The sequence below is a fragment of the Microbacterium sp. C5A9 genome, assembly GCF_022627955.1.
Taxonomy (GTDB): domain Bacteria; phylum Actinomycetota; class Actinomycetes; order Actinomycetales; family Microbacteriaceae; genus Microbacterium.
Genome location: NZ_JABXGD010000002.1, coordinates 91252 through 108155, shown reverse-complemented (window position 1 = coordinate 108155; position 16904 = coordinate 91252). Strand labels below are relative to the sequence as shown.

The window sequence follows — 16904 nt, the reverse complement described above, 5'->3', positions numbered from 1 at the left end:
CTTCTAGCTTAGCTAGCTAAATCGTCGGAGGGGTCGAGATCGCGCACGATTCGTCCTTCTCGCAGCCGAACCGTGCGATCGGCATCCCCGAGCAGGGCCGCATCGTGCGACACGCAGACGACCGCGACCCCGCGACCCGCCTCCTCGCGCAGCACCGAGCGGATCCGCAGCGCGCTCTCGGCATCGAGTCCCGTCGTCGGCTCGTCGAGGAGGAGGAGATCGGCTCCCCTCGCCAGACCCTGCGCGAGCAGAGCCCGCTGCTGCTGCCCGCCGGAGAGCGCGGTGAAAGGGGCCGATGCGAGACCCTCGACCCCCAGCCGCTCGAGGGACCGATCGATGAGCCGGCCCGCGTCGGCGTCGATGCGACGCCACCAGCCGAGGCGCCCCCACGCCCCCACGCTCACGACGTCGCGCACTGTCACGGGCAGGCGGGGCGGGATGTCGGCGCGCTGCGGGACGAAGGCGACGGCGCCCGAGACCGACCGATCACCGAACCTCTGCTCACGGGTTCCCGCCACCACCTCCAGAAGCGTGGATTTGCCCGCACCGTTCGGCCCCGCGATCACCGTCAGCACGCCCGGCGAGATCTCGAGGTCGACGCCGCAGAGCGCGTCTCGTCCGTCGAAGGCGACATGGATGTTCGTCAGCCGCGCGAGCGGGCCGGCAGCGACAGGCGTGGAAGGCATACGTCAAACATACGAGTTTGATAATCATTATCAAAAACATCTAGGGTCGGTGATCGTGACCGTCTCCCCCTCCTCCGTCGTCGCTCCGTTCGACCTCGACTTCGTCCAGCGCGGCATGATCGGCGGCGCTCTCGTCGCGATCCTGTGCGGAGTGGTCGGCACCTGGGTGGTGATCCGCGGCATGGCCTTCCTCGGGGAGGCGCTCGCGCACGGCATGCTTCCCGGAGTCGCCCTCGCGACCGTCTCCGGTCTGCCGGTCCTCGTCGGCGGTGCCGCCAGCGCGATCGCGATGAGCCTGGGAATCGGTGCACTCCAGCGACGCGCCCGGCTCTCGTACGACACCAGCATCGGGCTGCTCTTCGTCTCGATGCTCGCGCTCGGGGTCATCGTCATCTCCCATTCCGGGAGCTTCGCCACGGATGCCACCGCCATCCTCTTCGGTGACATCCTGGCCATCACCGAGACCGACCTGCTGCTGCTCGCCGCCGCAGCGGCCGCGGGCCTCGCCGTGGCCGTCGCGTGCCACCGCTCGTTCGTCGCGCTCGCTCTCGACACCCGCATCGCCTCCGTGCTCGACCTTCGCCCTCGGCTCGCCCAGGGCGCGCTCGTGGGCCTGGTCACTCTCGCGGTCGTCGCGTCGTATCAGGCTGTCGGCTCGATGCTCGTCGTCGGGCTGCTGCTGGCGCCCGCGGTCGCCGCCGGCCACTGGACGACGCGTATCCCGAGTCGGATGCTCCTCGCCGCACTCTTCGGCATCGCCGCGGTCGTCCTCGGCCTCCTCGCCTCCTGGTATCTCGCCACCGCCGCCGGTGCATCCGTCGCCGCGACGGCGATCGTGCTCGCCGGAGCGTCCTGGGCGGTGAGGGCCACGGTGCGTGGCGTCCGCCCGCCGGCCCACACCGCCGAGCCTGCACTGTCCCGATGACCCTGCACTGTCCCGATGATTCCGTGCCCCTCCCCCGTCGAAAGGCTCCTGTGAGTTCCCGCAACACCCGTATGACTCATCGAATCACCGTCGGCACCGTTCTCGGCGTCCTCATCCTCACCCTCGTCTCGTGCGCCGAGCAGCCGCCCTCCGCGCAGCAGACCGAGTCGAGCGCCGATCCCACCGGTGCAGGTCACGGCGCGATCGCCGGGGCCGAGGAGGTCGCCGAGCCCCCACTCGCACTCACCACGATCGACCCGGACGGCACGGTCGCGCACCTCGATCTCCTCGATGAGAGCATCACGGAGATCGGCGAGGTCTCGCAGGCGTCGGCGATGACGACCGACGGCCGCTACCTCTTCGCCGACACGGGCGCCGGCGTCGAGATCGTCGACAGCGGCGTGTGGACGTGGGATCACGTCGACCACTTCCACTACTACCGCGCCGCACCGGCGCTGCTCGGCGCGGTCGAGGGCGAGGGGCGAGCAGCGATCGCCACCACGAACAGCTCGACGTCGGGCGGCACGGGCATCTCGTTCGCCGCGTCGGGTGACGCCGTGCTGCTCGACACCGAGGCGCTGTCGAAGGGCGAGGTGCGCGAGCTCTTCCGGCTCGACCGCGACCCGCACGACGGGCTCGTGGTTCCGGTGGGTTCGTTCGCACTCGTGACCGACGCCGAAGGCGGAGCAGCGACCACGGTGGTCGGCTACGACTCCACCGGTGAACGGGTGGGTCTCGAGCAGCCGTGCATCGCCCCCGCGGGCACCATCACGACGCGTGTCGGCGCCGTCATCGGGTGTGCCGACGGCGCACTGCTGGCCTCTGTCGATGACGGCGCCCTGAGCATCGAGCGCATCCCCTTCCCCGACGGCGCAGCCCCCTCATCGATCGGCGCCTTCGCCAACCGAGAAGGTCGCCCCACCGTCGCCGCACTCGCCGCGCCGACCGACATCCGCCTGCTCGACACCCGCGAGCGCGCGTGGACGCTGCTCACGGCGCCTGCACCCCTCACGCAGGTCACGGCCGTCGACGACGAGGGCGGCCACCTGCTCGCCCTCGCTCAGGACGGCCGGATGCTGGTGCTCAGCGCCGACGACGGAACCCTGCTCGCCGAGACCGCACCGCTCGTGGCCGAGTCGTTGGCGAGCGGCAGAGCTCCGACCCTCATCGCCGACCAGCACCGCGCCTACCTCAGCGCACCGGCCGAGCGACGGCTGTACGAGATCGACTACGCCGACGACGCACGCATCGCTCGCACGTTCGACACCGCCACCGAACCGGCCTTCGTCGCCGAGACAGGACGCTGACGCATGCGCACCATCCGATTCCTCGCCGCCGCCGCGACGCTCGGCCTCGCCGCCCTCGCGCTGACGGCGTGCGCCCCCGATGCGGACGACCGTCCCCTGGTCGTGGTCTCCACGAACATCCTCGGCGATGTCGTCGGCGAGATCGTCGGCGACCAGGCGCAGGTGGTGACCCTCATGAAGCCGAACGCCGACCCGCATTCCTTCGAGATCTCCGCGCAGGAGGCGGCCACCCTGCGCGGAGCAGATCTCATCGTCTCGAACGGCCTGGGACTCGAAGAGGGCCTGCAGCAGCATCTCGATGCCGCCGCCGCGACGGATGTCCCGCTGTTCGTGGCCGGCGACGCGATAGAGGTCCTCGACTACAGCGTGGGCGATGCCGCGGGCATGCCGGACTCCCACTTCTGGACGGACCCGGCCCGTATGGTCGACGTCGTCGACGCCCTCGAACCCGCCCTGGCCGCGATCGGCGGCATCGACGAGTCCGCGCTCGCGACGAGTGCGGCCGGGTATCGCTCCGAGCTGACGGCGCTCGACGACGACATGGCGGATGCGTTCGCGAGCATCCCGGAGTCCCGGCGTGCGCTCGTGACCAACCATCACGTCTTCGGGTATCTCGCCGAGCGCTTCGACTTCACGATCGTCGGCGCCGTGATCCCCGGCGGCACCACGCTCGCGGCGCCCTCGGCATCAGACCTGTCCGATCTCGTCGATGCGATCGAGCAGACCGGCGTCCCGGCCGTCTTCGCCGAATCCTCCTCACCCGACCGGCTCGTGCAGGCGCTGGCCGCCGAGGCCGACATCCACGTCGACGTGATCGAGCTGTTCACCGAGTCGCTGACCGACGCTGACGGCGGCGCCCCCGACTACCTGACCATGATGCGCGTCAACACCGAGCGCATCACCTCCGGTCTCACGCGCTGAGACCTCCACCACGAAGAAGGAAACACCGAATGAAGACATCCTCTTTCCGGCGCGCGGCCCTCGGCGTGCTCGCCGTCGGCACCGTCGTCGCCCTCGCCTCGTGCTCCTCGCCGACCGGCACCGAACCGGCCGCGGGCGAGGCCCCGGAGCAGGAGGCCGGCCCCCGCGTCGCGGTCTCGTACGACGGCGGCATCCTCGTGCTCGACGGCGAGACGCTCGAGACCGTGGCCGACTTCGAGTCCGAGCCGTTCACCCGGCTGAACCCCGCCGGTGACGACCGCCACGTCATGGTCACGATGAGCGAGGGATTCCAGGTGCTCGACACCGCGGCGGGCTCGAGCGACGAGGCGGAGCTCACCGACTCGATCTTCGCCGCCGACACCCCGGGACACGTGGTCCGCCACGGAGGGAAGACGATCCTGTACGCCGACGGGACGAGCGACACCACGATCTTCGACACCGCCGATCTCGCGGGCTCCGACGGGCTGCCCGACACGCGCACGATCGAGGGCGTCGAGGCGCACCACGGAGTGTCGGTCCTGCTCGAGGACGGCACGTTCCTCACGACGGTCGGCAACGCCGACGGCCGCAACGGCATCGTCGTCCGCGACGCCGACGGCGCCGAGATCGCGGCGTCCGATCAGTGCCCCGGCGTGCACGGCGAGGGCACGGCCGCACACGAGGCCGTGGTGTTCGGCTGCGAGAACGGCGCCCTCCTCTACACCGACGGCGAGATCACCAAGCTCGCCGCACCCGACCAGCCGTACGGCCGCATGGGCAACGCCTGGGTCAGCGAGACCAGCCCGATCATCGTCGGCGACTACAAGAACGACGCCGACGCCGAGGGCTACCTGCTGAGCGCCGTGACGCTCATCGACACGGAGGCCGAGACCTACGAGGTCGTCGAGCTGCCCGAGGGCGTGGAGTACACCTTCCGCGATGTGGTGCGCGGGCCCGACGACCTCGCGTACATCCTCGCCTCCGACGGCTCGATCCACGTGCTCGACCCGGAGACCGGCGAGGTCACCGAGAGCTTCCCGATCGTCGACGCGTGGGAGGGCCCGGCCGAATGGCAGGACCCGCACCCCGCCATCGTCGTCGCCGGCGACATCGCCTACGTGACCGAGCCCGCGGCGAACAGCGTGCACGCCGTCGACCTGACGACGGGCGAGGTGCTCGCCAGCGCCGAGCTGGACGTCACCCCGAACGAGCTCGCCCCCGCGGCGGGCTGACACTCGTCGAGATCCCCCGACGCGAACGACGACGGAGGGTGGGGCGCATGCGCCCCACCCTCCGTCTGCTGCGGGAGCGACCGTCACTGCCGAGAGGTGTGGTCACTCTCTCGAGGCACCCAGATCATGCGCACACCGCCTCGCGCCAGCATGAGCACGATGATCAGCCCCGTCACGGCGAAGAACCCGCCGAGGTACACGGCGTCTCCGAAGAGCACGTCGACGAGCTCCAGCACCACGAACTTGCTGCCCGGCATGAGGACGAGGAGCGACGCGATGTTGACGACGCGCACCCAGACCGAGCGGGCGTCGCGGATGCGCGCGACGATCCGCTTCTTCACCGTCGTCACCACCTCGAGCACGACCTTGAGCAGCACAGCGGTCAGGAGCGACAGGGCGAACGATTCGGCGATCACCTCGGGGAAGAACTGCACGAACACGCCGAGCACGACGAGGTAGACGAAGACGTCGACGAGGTCGATCGGGCGGATGCGCACGGCTCTCAGGCTAGCGCCGAGAGCCCGCTCCCGGAGGGCATCCTCACTTAGATTGTGCACAACTTAATCGCGTGCAATACTTAGGTTATGGCCGTGACTGATGAGATGGTGTGCTTCTCGCTGTACTCCGCCGCCCGCGCGACGACGCAGGCGTACCGCACCCTGCTCGCGCCCTGGGGGCTCACCTATCCGCAGTACCTCGTCCTCGCGATCCTGTGGATCGAGGGAGACCAGACGATCGGGTCGCTGGGCGAGGCGATGCAGCTCGACTCCGGCACGCTGTCGCCGCTGGTGCGGCGCCTCGAACAGGCCGGCTATGTGACCAAGACCCGCCGCACCGACGACGAGCGAGTCGTCGTCGTCACGCTCACCGAGGCGGGTCGTGCACTGCGCACCGACGTCGCTCCCGTGCACGTGCGGGTGGCGGAGCTGGCGGGAGTGCAGGACGACGCCGACCGCCACCGCCTGATCGCGGAACTGAGAGAACTCACCGCGCGACTGCAGGGCACCGAGAACGCAGCGAGCTCGCAATCGGACCGGCGCGCCACGGCCGCCGCTGTCACCCACGACCACTGACCACCCACCCGGAAGGAATCCACACGATGGACGCTCTCTACACCGCTGAAGCACTCGCCACCGGAGCAGGCCGAAACGGCCGCGTCGCCACGAGCGACGCGCGACTCGACTTCGAGCTCGCGATCCCGAAGGAGATGGGCGGCAGCGGCGACGGCGCCAACCCCGAGCAGCTCTTCGCCGCCGGCTATGCCGCGTGCTTCCACTCCGCCCTGCAGTCCGTCGCACGAGCCCAGAAGGTCACGCTCACCGACACCTCGGTCGGCGCCCGCGTGCAGATCGGCTCGAACGGCGAGGGCGGGTTCGGCCTCGCCGTGCAGCTCGAGGTCGTGATCCCCGAGCTGCCCCACGAGCAGGCTCAGGCTCTCGCGGATGCCGCTCACCAGGTCTGCCCCTACTCCAACGCGACCCGGGGCAACATCGACGTCCAGATCACCGTCACCGACGACTGACCCCTCTTCGCCCGCCTCACCGATCCCACAAGGAGACCCCCATGCGCGCACTCATCCACGAGACCTTCGGCACCCCGGAAGACGTCCTGAAGGTCGAAGAACGACCCACGCCCCAGCCCGGCCCGGGCCAGGTCCGTCTGAAGATCGTGCTGTCGCCGATCCACAATCACGACCTGTGGACGATCCGCGGCACGTACGGCTTCAAGCCCGAACTGCCCGCAGCATCCGGCACCGAGGCGCTCGGCATCGTCGACGCACTCGGCGAGGGCGTCGACACGCTCACGGTCGGCCAGCGGGTCGCGACCGGCGGCACGTTCGGCGCCTGGGCGGAGTACGTCGTCGCGAACGCCGCCGGACTCATCCCCGTGCCCGAGTCGCTGGATGACGAGAGCGCCGCACAGCTGGTCTCGATGCCGTTCAGCACCATCAGCCTGCTGCAGTTCCTCGATGCGAAGCAGGGAGACTGGATCGTGCAGAACGCGGCGAACGGCGCCGTCGGACGCATGCTGGCACAGCTCGGTGCCGCCCGCGGCGTCAACGTCGTCGGCCTCGTCCGTCGCACCGCGGGTGTCGACGAACTGCGCGAGCAGGGCATCGACAACGTCGTCGCCACCGATCAGGACGACTGGCGCGACCAGGTCAGCGCGATCACCGGCGGCGCGCACATCGCGTTCGGCATCGACTCGGTCGGCGGGTCGTCGGCGGGCGACGTGCTCTCGCTCCTCGGCGAGGGTGGCACTCTCGTGGCATTCGGCGCGATGAACTCCCCCACCATGGAGATCGCATCCGGCGACGTCATCTTCAAGCAGGCGACGGTGAAGGGATTCTGGGGCAGCAAGGTCATCCAGACCATGGACGCCGCCACGCGCGGCGCACTGTTCGGAGAGCTGATCCAGCGGGTCACCGAGGGCACTCTGACGCTCCCGGTCGCCGGTGTCTTCGACGCGGCGGATGCCGCAGACGCGGTCCGCGCGAGCAACACGGCCGGCCGAGTCGGCAAGGTCCTCCTCCGGTTCTGATCGTGTCGGGGCGGGCAGCAGCCCGCCCCGAGACTCCCCGGTGCCGATGTCCGTGGTCACGCCCATACTCGGCGTCATGGAGATCACACTCACGCAACCGGCGGGACTGGTCGTCAGTCCTGCATTCAGCCATGTGGCCGTCGTCCCGCCCGGCGCGACCACCGTCTACGTCGGCGGCCAGAACGGCGTCGACGAGAGCGGCGCCCTCGTCTCGACGAATGCCGCGGAGCAATCGCTCCGAGCCGTCCAGAACGCCCGCGTCGCCCTCGAGTCCGCGGGCGCCGGTCTCGACGACGTCATCAGCTGGACCATCCTGATCCACCAGGATGCCGACCTGCGCGCCGCGTACGGCGCCGTCGCCTCGACCCTTGCACGAGACGGCGCTCCTCCCCTGGTCACGGCTGCTCTCGTCGCAGGGCTGGGCGTGCCCGGGGCTCTGATCGAGGTGAGTGCCGTCGCCGCGGTCATCCGCGACTGATCAGGTCGGCGCGCGGCTCAGATCCTCCCCCTCACCGGTGTCCGCTCGGTCGCCGCACCGCCCTCGGGCACCGACATCTCGGCGCGGACGCCGAGCAGCCGCACCTCGCGCTGGCGGTCCAGGGTGGCGCCGAGCGCGAGCGCAGTCTCGATGACCTCGCCGCGGTCCGTCGTCGGCCTGGACAGCGTGCGACCGAACGTCCTGGTCTCGAACGGCGCATAACGCACCTTCACGTGCACGCGCACCACGGGGCGGCCATCCGCGGCGCAGTCGTCGAACGCATGACCGGCCAGCTCCGACAGCGCGGCCTCCACCTGCTCAGACGTGGTCAGGTTGTGCGCGAAGGTCGTCTCTCGGCTGTGGCTGCGCGCCACCCAGGGTGCGTCATCGACCGTGGCCGGCCCGACCCCCGATCCGAGTCCGTGGTACCAGACGCCCATGCGCGGGCCGAACTCGGCGGTGAGCAGCTCGCGATCGGCATCCGCGAGCTCACGCACCGTGGCGATGCCGTGTGCGGCGAGTCGCTTCTGCACCTTCGGCCCGACACCCCACAGATCGCGCGTCGATCGGTCCCCCATCACCGCGAACCAGTTCTCCTCCGTGAGACGAAACACACCGCGAGGCTTGCCGAATCCGGTGGCGATCTTCGCCCTGACCTTGTTGTCGCCGATGCCGACGGAGCAGTGGAGCCCGGTCGCATCGAGAACCGCGACCTGAGCGGCACGCGCCACCGCATCCGGGTCATCGGTCTCGACACCGAGGAAGCACTCGTCCCAGCCGATGATCTCGAGCACCACGCCGGGCAGGGCGCGCAGCGCCGACATCACCTCGGCGGACGCGGATTCGTACGCCGCGTGATCGACGGGGAGGAACACGGCGTCCTCCGGAGCCTTCCGCGCGGCCACCTTCAGCGGCATGCCGGAGCCGATGCCGAACGCGCGTGCTTCGTACGAGGCTGTCGACACGACTGCACGCTCGGTGGGATCGCCCCGCCCGCCGACGATCACCGGCACACCCGCGAGCTCGGGTCTGCGCAGCACCTCGACCGCGGCGATGAACTGATCCATGTCCACGTGCAGCACCCAAGAGGCCATGCATCGAGTGTGGGGGCTGCCAGCCGGCTTGTCACCCCACGAGAGCGCAGAGGGAGGTCAGGCGACCGCGACGCCGATGGCGGTGGCGATCACGGCCAGCAGAGGCAGCGTGCCCTGCATCGCTGCGGCACGCACCTTCGTACGGTCGGAGAGCACGAGCACCAGGGCGGCGGCGAGCATCATCCCGGTACCCGCGAAGACGAGGGTCAGTCCGACGGTCGAGAGTCCGATGATGACGAATCCGACGCCGAGCAGCGCGGTGAGAGCCAGGAACAGGTTGTAGAAGCCCTGGTTGAAGGCGAGCGCCTTCATCGTGATGGCATCCGCCTCGGTCGGGACGCCGAAGATCTTCCTCGTCTCGGGCTCGGTCCACTTGAGGGACTCCAGCGCGAAGATGAAGACGTGGAAGGCCGCCGCGGCGGCGGCGAGGACGAGTCCGACGATGAGCATGATCCGATCGTATCGGCCGCGCGGCCGCGTCACTCGTCAGACGAGGAAGATGGGCAGGAGTCCGGGATTGTGGGCGTGCACCAGCACCGCGAAGACGACGGCGTCGAACAGGAGGTGCACCGTCACGACGTACGCGAGCGAATGCGTGCGCAGGAAGATGAACCCCTGGAGCAGCGCGAACGGGATCGTGAGCAGAGGGCCCCATTCCCGGTATCCCAGCTCCCAGAGGAACGAGACGAACACGATCGCCTGCAGGACGTTGGCCAGCACATCGGGGAAGTGCCGCCGCAGCAGCGCGAACACCGTGCAGATGAAGAAGAGCTCGTCCCAGATCCCCACCGCTCCCACCCCGACGAAGAGCCGGGCGATGAGATCGGGAGTGTCGACGACGGGCCAGTTCTGATAGACCCCGCTCGTGATGAAGTAGAACGGCAGGATCAGCCACCCGAGCACCAGCACCGCCACCAGCCAGCCCCACTGCAGACGACCCCAGCGTCTGTGGGTGCGCCACGGGAAGCTGATCGCCCGGTCGCGGAACACGAAACGCGACACGATGTACGGCACCGCGACGGCGCCGCCGAGCGCGAGCGTGAACCGGAGCATCGCGAGGTTGTCGAGTTCGGCGGCGAGCGGGATGACGCTCACGATGAGCATTCCCAGAGCGATGAGCGACAGGTCACGGGTGAGCGAGGGCTCGCGTCGGGTGCCGTCGATCGGGCCCGTCCAAACGGGACGACCTCTCTCGACGAGCCACGCTCCGCCGACGCCCAGCGCGAGCAGCGCCCAGCCGAGCCATGGCACCTGCACCACGAAGAACGCGGGCGCCGCAGCGCACACGAGCAGCGCAGGGACGACGTCGGGCCAGGTCGTCGTGCGCCGCACGTCGGTCACGCGCGCGACTTCCGCCGATACGCGAGATCGCGGATGTCGCGCCCCTTGGCGATCCCCTTGCGCTCGAACGCGGTCATCACCCGTCCGTCGAACCGATCCGCCCACTCCCCCTCGAACGCGCGCTCGAACAGCGGGTCGGCGTCGAGCACCTCGCGCATCTGCAGCGCGTAGTCCTCCCAGTCGGTGGCGAGTCGGAGCAGCCCGCCGTCACGCAGCGCGCGCGCCGCGGTGACGCCGAATCCCTGGCGCACGAGTCGGCGCTTGGTGTGCTTCTTCTTGTGCCACGGGTCGGGGAAGAAGATCCACACCTCTGCGGCCGCCGCTTCGGGGAGGTACGACGAGAGGACCTCCGGTGCGTTCGCCTCGACGACGCGGATGTTGCGCGCGCCCTCACGATCGGCGTCGAGCATCGTGCGGGCGAGGCCCGCACGGAAGACCTCGACGGCGAGGAAGTCGTCGCCCGGCCGCGACGAGGCCGCGGCGACGATCGCGTGCCCCTGTCCCGAGCCGATCTCCACGTACAGATCCGCCTCTCGTCCGTACTCGGCGGCCGGATCCAGGCGGGCCTCGGGGTGCACCGACGTCCACGCCACGTCCCTCGGGACGTCGAGCAGGTAGTGCGGGCCGAGCTCGTCGAAGGCGCGCTCCTGCGCGTCGGACATCCGGCCGCTGCGGCGCACGAAGGACACCGGTTCGTCGCGGAAGGTGCGGGGTTCGGGCATGTGTCCAGGGTAGTCGGCGCCGCCTCGCGTCACCGACCGGCCGTCACTCGGGCGGAGCCGTCACGAAGTCGATGAGCTCCTCGACTCGGCCGAGCAGCGCCGGTTCGAGGTCGCGATACGTGTGCACCTTCGACAGGATGTGCTGCCAGGCGCGACCGGTGTCGCCCTGCGTCTCGTGGGGCCACCCGAGAGCGCGGCAGATCCCGGTCTTCCAGTCGGTCCCCCGAGGCACCTCCGGCCATTTCGCGATCCCCAGCGCACGCGGCGTGACGCACTGCCAGACGTCGACGAAGGGATGCCCGACGATGCGCACGTGCCGTCCGTGGCGCCCACGGGAGACCGCCTCGGCGATACGCGACTCCTTGGACCCCGCGACGAGGTGGTCGACGAGCACCCCGTACCGTCGAGACGCGCTGGGAGGCTCCGCCTCGAGCAGTTCGTCGAGCAGGTCCACTCCCTGCAGGAACTCGACGACCACGCCCTCGACGCGCAGATCCGCCCCCCACACCTTCTCCACCAGCTCGGCGTCGTGCTTGCCCTCGACGAGGATGCGACTGGGCAGGGCGATCCTCGCCCGCTGGTCGGCGACCGCGAACGAGCCGGACGCCGTGCGCCGGGCGCCCTGCTCCTTCGGAGCAGGGACCGTGAGTCGCACCGGTGAGCCGTCGATCAGGAATCCTCTGCCGAGGGGGAAGAGCCGCTTGCGCCCGAGCCGATCCTCGAGCTCGACGTTCCCGCCCTGCACGCGCGTGACCGCGCCGCAGTAACCGTCCTCCGCGACCTCGACGACGAGATCGGCCTCGGCTGGCACCTGGGGCACGGGCTTCGTCGCCCGCTCCCGCCATCCCGCAGCGAGCACATCCGATCCATACCTGTCGTCCATGCCCTCCAGCGTATGTGCCTCCGCTGAGGGCGAACGGCGATCGCCCCTCGGATGCTGTCGCGTGTCGGGCTGTGTGCATAGACTCGTGACATGGGGCTCGGCTGCCGGTCGGAGGGAACACGATGAAGACACGGTGGCTGGCGCTGGCCGCACTCACGGCGGCGATCGCGGCCGGAGCACTGTCGGCCTCTGCGGCATCCGCGACTGATCCCGTCACCCTCGATTCCGGCTTCGTCACCGACGATGCCGGCGTCTTGACCACAGCCGACGAGCAGGCCGTCGAAGAGCGGCTGCAGACCCTGAGCGAGAACTCCTCGGCCGATCTGTTCGTGGTCCTCGTCGATGATTTCACGTCCCCCTCCGACAGCATCGAGTGGGCGGACACGGTCGCCGAGAACAACAATCTGGGCCCGGAGCAGTACCTGCTCGCCATCGCGGTCGACGGACGCAGCTACTACATCTCGGCCGCCGCCGAGGGCCCGCTGAGCGACGGCAAGCTCGACGACGTCGAGCAGAAGATCCAGCAGCTCGCCTCGCAGGAGGACTACGCCGGGGCGATCGTCCTCGCCGCCGACGAGATCCAGGGAGACGGCGGGGCCGGAGCCCTCCGCGTGACCCTGATCGTGGTCGCCGTGATCGCCCTGGCCCTCGTCGTGTGGCTCGTCATCGCGCTCGTCCGCCGGTCGCGACGCAACGCCGAGATCCGCCGGCGCGGAGCGATGCCGGAGACGCCCGACCCGAACGATCCGTTCTCCACCCTCACGGACGAGCAGGTGCAGACTCAGGCCGGCACCGCACTGGTGCAGGCCGACGACGCGATCACCTCCAGTCGTGAGGAGCTCGGCTTCGCCGTGGCGCAGTTCGGCGAGGCGGCGACCGTCGAGTTCAGCGGAGCGGTCGAGACCGCGAAGGCGAAGATGTCCGAGGCGTTCGACCTGAAGCAGAAGCTCGACGACGAGATCGAGGACACGGTCCACGATCGCCGAGCCTGGCACATCCGCATCATCGAGCTGTGCGACGAGATCGACGACGTGCTCGACGAGAACACGGAGGCGTTCGACGCGCTCCGCAAGCTGGAGCAGAATGCTCCTCAGGAGCTCGAGCGCGTTCGCGCCGAACGCGCATCGCTCGACGCCGTGCTCGCGACCGCCGAGCCGTCTCTGCGCGCTCTCGCCGCCACGTTCGACGCCTCCGCCCTCGTCACCGTCGCAGACAACCCTGTCCAGGCACGGGAACGCACAGCTCTCGCCGATCGCTCGATCGAGGCCGCGGCACACGCGATCGCAGCCGGCCGCACCGGTGAGGCGGCGTTCGCGATCCGCACCGCCGAGCAGTCCATCGCCCAGGCGACCCAGTTGGTGCAGGCGATCACGACGCTGGGCACGGAGCTGGCCGACATCGATGCGCAGGCGCAGGCGCTCATCGCCGAGCTGCAGGGCGACATCGCGACCGCGCAGCAGCTGCCCGACACCGGCGGCGCGATCTCGTCGGTCGCTGCGGCCACGGCGCAGCAGCTGCAGCAGGCGCAGACTGCTCTGACGGGAGCGCAGCGCAGCCCGCACCGGGTGCTCGAGGCTCTCACCGCGGCGAACGCGCAGATCGACGCAGCCATCGCTCAGGGCGCGCAGGCCGCCGAGCGGGCGCGACGTACGCAGCAGATGCTCGAGCAGACGCTCTCCCAGGCGGGCTCCGAGATCCGCGCGGCGCGCGAGTACATCGAGACCCGACGAGGCACGGTGGGATCCACCGCGCGGACGAGACTGTCGCAGGCCGACGCGAGTCTGACCCAGGCGCTGAACCTCCGCCCCTCCGACCCCGAGGCCGCGCTCGCCGAGGCCGGGCGAGCGCTCGACCTCGCGCGACAGGCGACCGCCTCTGCCCAGTCGGACGTCGCGTCGATGAACCCGAGCCGCTACGAGAACGACGGGTGGGGCGGCGGGAGCGTCTTCGGCGGAGGAAGCAGCTCCGGCGGCTCCGGTCTCGGCGGTGACATCCTCGGCGGGATCATCGGCGGTCTGCTGTCGGGCGGCGGCGGCGGAAGATCCTCGCGCAGCAGCGGCTGGCGCTCCAGCGGCGGCGGCGGGTTCCGCAGCTCCGGCTTCGGTGGCGGAGGCGGTCGATCCAGTGGCCGCAGCGGCCGCTCGGGAGGACGACGCTTCTGAACCGCACACCCGCATCCACCCCCAGGCATCGATACCGACCCTCTGAAAGGAACACAGCATGACCAAGCAGTCCATCTTCGGACGAATCTCGACCCTCGTCCGCGCGAACATCAACTCGCTGCTCGACTCCGCGGAAGACCCGCAGAAGATGATCGACCAGCTCGTCCGCGACTACACCAACAGCATCGCCGACGCCGAGTCGGCGATCGCCGAGACGATCGGCAACCTCCGTCTGCTCGAGCGCGACCACGAAGAGGACGTCCAGTCGGCGACCGAGTGGGGCAACAAGGCACTCGCTGCGAGCCGCAAGGCCGACGAGATGCGCTCCAGCGGCAACGCGGCCGACGCCGACAAGTTCGACAGCCTCGCGAAGATCGCGCTCCAGCGTCAGATCAGCGCGGAGCGCGAGGCGACCGGCGCCGAGCCGCAGATCGCGGCGCAGACCGAGATCGTCGACAAGCTCAAGTCCGGCCTCAACGGCATGAAGGACAAGCTCGGCGAGCTGAAGAACAAGCGCAGCGAACTGCTCGCCCGCGCCAAGGTCGCGGAGGCGCAGACCAAGGTGCAGGACGCGGTCTCGTCGATCAACGTCCTCGACCCGACCAGCGAGCTGGGCCGTTTCGAAGACAAGGTCCGCCGCCAGGAGGCGCTCGCGCAGGGCAAGATCGAGCTCGCGGCGTCCAGCCTCGACGCGCAGTTCGAGAGCCTCGAGGACCTCGGCGAGCTCACCGAGGTCGAGGCCCGGCTCGCCGAGCTGAAGGCCGGCGGCTCCGCTCCCCGCGGAGCGATCGAAGGTTCCTGACTCATCGCGCGGATGCCCCGGAAGCCGAGTGCTCCGGGGCATCCGCTCTTTCACAGCTGGAGGCACTCCATGGTGCGATTCCTCGTCGTCCCGCAGTGGCAGGGGTCACCCGCCGCACGCGCGATGCTCCTCGTCGACGGCGCATCCGCGATCGCGGGCGACCTGCCTCGAGCCGCCACGACCGTGCTCGACGTGCCGGTCGAGGCCGGTGAGTCGCTCGGCACCGGTGTCCGGCGGCTGAGTTCACTGCTGCGCACGCGCGACCAGGTCGCCGAGGCCGCGGCCGCCGACACGGTCGTGATCGGCGGCGACTGCAGCGTGACCGTCGCCGCTCTCGCCGCTCTGCCCGGCGGGACCGACGACCTCGCGGTCGTGTGGTTCGATGCCCACGGCGACCTGCACACACCTGACACGTCACCGTCCGGCGCGTTCTCGGGCATGGCGCTGCGGGCCGTGCTCGGCGACGGCGAGCCACAGCTCGCGCTGTCCCCCGGGCTGTCGCGCGATCGGGTCGTCACGGTCGGCGTTCGCAACCTCGACGACGCCGAGGTCGAGGTGTTCGACGATCTCGTTCACCTGTCCGTCGAGGATCTGACCCGCGTCGACGCGCTCGCCGATGCGGTCGACGCCACCGGCGCGCGCCGGGTCTGGGTGCACATCGATGTCGATGTTCTCGATCCCGCGGAGCTCTCAGGGGTCTCCTCCGCGGTGCCCTTCGGCCTCTCTCCGGCCGCCGTGGCCGCGTCGATCCGATCGCTGCGCGAACGGGTGCCCCTCGCGGGTGCGACGATCGCAGGGTTCGCACCCCGCTCCCCCGCAGATGCCGTCGATGATCTCGGTGCCCTGCTGCGTCTCGTCGGGGCCGTGGCATGAGCGACGACTGGCGTCCGACCGCCGAGCGCATCCTTGCGGAGGGCCGACGATTCGACCGCCGCATTCCGGCCTTCCTGCTGCGTTCCCCCGTCAGTCGTGTCGGCTACTGGTGGGGCACCGCCGTCGGCTGGATCTGGGGGTCGCTGTGGAGCACAGGGCCCGTCGAACGGCGGGCGGGCCTGTGGATCTTCCGTGGGATGCCGCAGTGGACGTTCAACCGCGGCGGTGTGTGCGTGGGAGGATGCTTCCTCACCGGCGATGCGCGCCCGACCGACGCCGTGCTTCGCCACGAGGCGGTGCACAAGGCGCAGTGGCTGCGCTACGGCGCTCTCCTGCCGGTGCTCTACCTGTTCGCAGGCCGCGATCCGCTGCGGAATCGCTTCGAGATCGAGGCCGGGCTGGAAGACGGCAACTACGTGCGCCGCCCCCGGGCTCAGCGGTCTGCGGAGAGAAGCCCGAAGCGCTCCGGAGCATAGATCGCCGCAGGGGCGATGCCGAGAGATCCCGTGAGGTGCTCGACGATGTCGGCCGTGCCGAGGTACCCGCCGAGCAGCGTGACGTGCGTCTCGAGCTCATCGTCGCAGAGCATCTCATCGGCCCACGCGCAGGTCGCTCGCGCCAGGGCCTGGCCCTGCGAGCAGGAGCGTCCGGTGCCGGGGGCTCCCGATCGATCGCCCCGCGCGAGCCACGTCACGGTCATGCGCGCCGGCGCGTCGATGGTGCGGATGTCGGCAGCCTCGGGGACCTCGATGAACACCCGACCTGACGCGCAGAGCGGGAGCGTCGCGAGGAAAGCCTCGAGTTCGAGCAGCGAGTTCTCGTCGGCCGTCACCAGGTGATGCGCACGCCGACGTGCGGCACGGCGCTCTGCGCGCGTGCTGCGGGTATCGAGGGAGGTGCTCATGATGCCTCTATCGTACACCAGGAGAAGGGTTGC

At 70.0% G+C, this 16904-nt stretch carries 20 protein-coding genes; 12 read left to right on the top strand and 8 right to left on the bottom strand.

The annotated features are described in order from the left end of the window. Positions 1 to 8 precede the first annotated feature (8 nt). On the bottom strand, positions 9 to 686 hold the full coding sequence (aztA, locus tag HWD99_RS03660; RefSeq protein WP_241794895.1) for a zinc ABC transporter ATP-binding protein AztA: 678 nt from the start codon (positions 684 to 686) through the stop codon (positions 9 to 11). 55 nt (positions 687 to 741) lie between these two features. Here aztA and aztB point away from each other — a divergent pair, with 55 nt between their 5' ends. The 4 genes from aztB to aztD all read left to right on the top strand — a co-directional run bounded on the left by aztB (position 742) and on the right by aztD (position 5071). Continuing rightward, complete coding sequence (gene aztB, locus HWD99_RS03655) at positions 742 to 1611, top strand: zinc ABC transporter permease AztB (protein ID WP_308220676.1); 870 nt, start codon at positions 742 to 744, stop codon at positions 1609 to 1611. A gap of 71 nt (positions 1612 to 1682) precedes the next feature. Further along, positions 1683 to 2918: an ABC transporter gene (locus tag HWD99_RS03650; RefSeq protein ID WP_241794894.1), complete on the top strand. Its 1236-nt coding sequence runs from the start codon at positions 1683 to 1685 to the stop codon at positions 2916 to 2918. A 3-nt stretch (positions 2919 to 2921) separates the two neighbouring features. Continuing rightward, positions 2922 to 3839, top strand: a complete 918-nt coding sequence (gene aztC / locus HWD99_RS03645; RefSeq protein ID WP_241794893.1) for a zinc ABC transporter substrate-binding protein AztC — start codon at positions 2922 to 2924, stop codon at positions 3837 to 3839. A 29-nt stretch (positions 3840 to 3868) separates the two neighbouring features. Next, on the top strand, positions 3869 to 5071 hold the full coding sequence (gene aztD, locus HWD99_RS03640; RefSeq protein ID WP_241794892.1) for a zinc metallochaperone AztD: 1203 nt from the start codon (positions 3869 to 3871) through the stop codon (positions 5069 to 5071). Positions 5072 to 5154: 83 nt separating this feature from the next. On the opposite strand, the gene HWD99_RS03635 is transcribed toward aztD, so the two are convergent. Further along, positions 5155 to 5568 carry a hypothetical protein gene (locus tag HWD99_RS03635; RefSeq protein ID WP_241794891.1) on the bottom strand — a complete coding sequence of 138 codons (414 nt, stop codon included), beginning with the start codon at positions 5566 to 5568 and terminating at the stop codon, positions 5155 to 5157. 87 nt (positions 5569 to 5655) lie between these two features. Here HWD99_RS03635 and HWD99_RS03630 point away from each other — a divergent pair, with 87 nt between their 5' ends. From HWD99_RS03630 to HWD99_RS03615, 4 genes are all read left to right on the top strand, one after another. Further along, positions 5656 to 6144, top strand: a complete 489-nt coding sequence (locus HWD99_RS03630) for a MarR family winged helix-turn-helix transcriptional regulator (RefSeq protein WP_241794890.1) — start codon at positions 5656 to 5658, stop codon at positions 6142 to 6144. Between the two features lie 26 nt (positions 6145 to 6170). Next, complete coding sequence (locus HWD99_RS03625) at positions 6171 to 6593, top strand: organic hydroperoxide resistance protein (protein WP_274617970.1); 423 nt, start codon at positions 6171 to 6173, stop codon at positions 6591 to 6593. A 41-nt stretch (positions 6594 to 6634) separates the two neighbouring features. Further along, positions 6635 to 7612 (top strand): zinc-binding dehydrogenase, encoded by a 978-nt coding sequence (locus tag HWD99_RS03620; RefSeq protein ID WP_241794889.1) that lies wholly within the window; start codon positions 6635 to 6637, stop codon positions 7610 to 7612. Between the two features lie 76 nt (positions 7613 to 7688). After that, the gene (locus HWD99_RS03615; RefSeq protein ID WP_241794888.1) at positions 7689 to 8090 is read left to right on the top strand and encodes a RidA family protein; all 402 of its coding nucleotides are present in this window, start codon (positions 7689 to 7691) and stop codon (positions 8088 to 8090) included. Positions 8091 to 8107: 17 nt separating this feature from the next. On the opposite strand, the gene HWD99_RS03610 is transcribed toward HWD99_RS03615, so the two are convergent. Genes HWD99_RS03610 through HWD99_RS03590 form a run of 5 tightly spaced genes read right to left on the bottom strand, consistent with a single transcriptional unit; the run spans position 8108 to position 12130 of the window. Further along, a complete protein-coding gene (locus HWD99_RS03610; protein WP_241794887.1) occupies positions 8108 to 9184 on the bottom strand; it encodes a DNA polymerase IV in 1077 nt (358 codons plus the stop codon). Positions 9185 to 9241: 57 nt separating this feature from the next. Further along, positions 9242 to 9634 carry a DUF1304 domain-containing protein gene (locus HWD99_RS03605; RefSeq protein WP_241794886.1) on the bottom strand — a complete coding sequence of 131 codons (393 nt, stop codon included), beginning with the start codon at positions 9632 to 9634 and terminating at the stop codon, positions 9242 to 9244. A gap of 36 nt (positions 9635 to 9670) precedes the next feature. Continuing rightward, entirely contained in the window at positions 9671 to 10525 is an 855-nt protein-coding gene (locus tag HWD99_RS03600; RefSeq protein ID WP_241794885.1) for a CPBP family intramembrane glutamic endopeptidase, read from the bottom strand. Then, positions 10522 to 11247 carry a tRNA (guanosine(46)-N7)-methyltransferase TrmB gene (gene trmB / locus HWD99_RS03595; protein ID WP_241794884.1) on the bottom strand — a complete coding sequence of 242 codons (726 nt, stop codon included), beginning with the start codon at positions 11245 to 11247 and terminating at the stop codon, positions 10522 to 10524. Before trmB ends, HWD99_RS03600 begins: the two co-directional genes overlap by 4 nt. Positions 11248 to 11290: 43 nt before the next feature. Next, positions 11291 to 12130: a DUF3097 domain-containing protein gene (locus HWD99_RS03590; protein WP_241794883.1), complete on the bottom strand. Its 840-nt coding sequence runs from the start codon at positions 12128 to 12130 to the stop codon at positions 11291 to 11293. A 122-nt stretch (positions 12131 to 12252) separates the two neighbouring features. Here HWD99_RS03590 and HWD99_RS03585 point away from each other — a divergent pair, with 122 nt between their 5' ends. From HWD99_RS03585 to HWD99_RS03570, 4 genes are all read left to right on the top strand, one after another. Then, a complete protein-coding gene (locus HWD99_RS03585; RefSeq protein ID WP_241794882.1) occupies positions 12253 to 14292 on the top strand; it encodes a TPM domain-containing protein in 2040 nt (679 codons plus the stop codon). Between the two features lie 58 nt (positions 14293 to 14350). Next, the gene (locus tag HWD99_RS03580) at positions 14351 to 15094 is read left to right on the top strand and encodes a PspA/IM30 family protein (protein ID WP_201469425.1); all 744 of its coding nucleotides are present in this window, start codon (positions 14351 to 14353) and stop codon (positions 15092 to 15094) included. A 69-nt stretch (positions 15095 to 15163) separates the two neighbouring features. After that, positions 15164 to 15967 carry an arginase family protein gene (locus tag HWD99_RS03575; protein WP_241794881.1) on the top strand — a complete coding sequence of 268 codons (804 nt, stop codon included), beginning with the start codon at positions 15164 to 15166 and terminating at the stop codon, positions 15965 to 15967. Next, complete coding sequence (locus HWD99_RS03570; RefSeq protein WP_241794880.1) at positions 15964 to 16443, top strand: Fe-S oxidoreductase; 480 nt, start codon at positions 15964 to 15966, stop codon at positions 16441 to 16443. Before HWD99_RS03575 ends, HWD99_RS03570 begins: the two co-directional genes overlap by 4 nt. On the opposite strand, the gene HWD99_RS03565 is transcribed toward HWD99_RS03570, so the two are convergent. After that, positions 16401 to 16871, bottom strand: coding sequence for an SIP domain-containing protein (locus tag HWD99_RS03565; protein ID WP_241794879.1), 471 nt, complete (start codon positions 16869 to 16871; stop codon positions 16401 to 16403). The two genes, HWD99_RS03570 and HWD99_RS03565, sit on opposite strands and share 43 nt — an antisense overlap. Positions 16872 to 16904 lie beyond the last annotated feature (33 nt).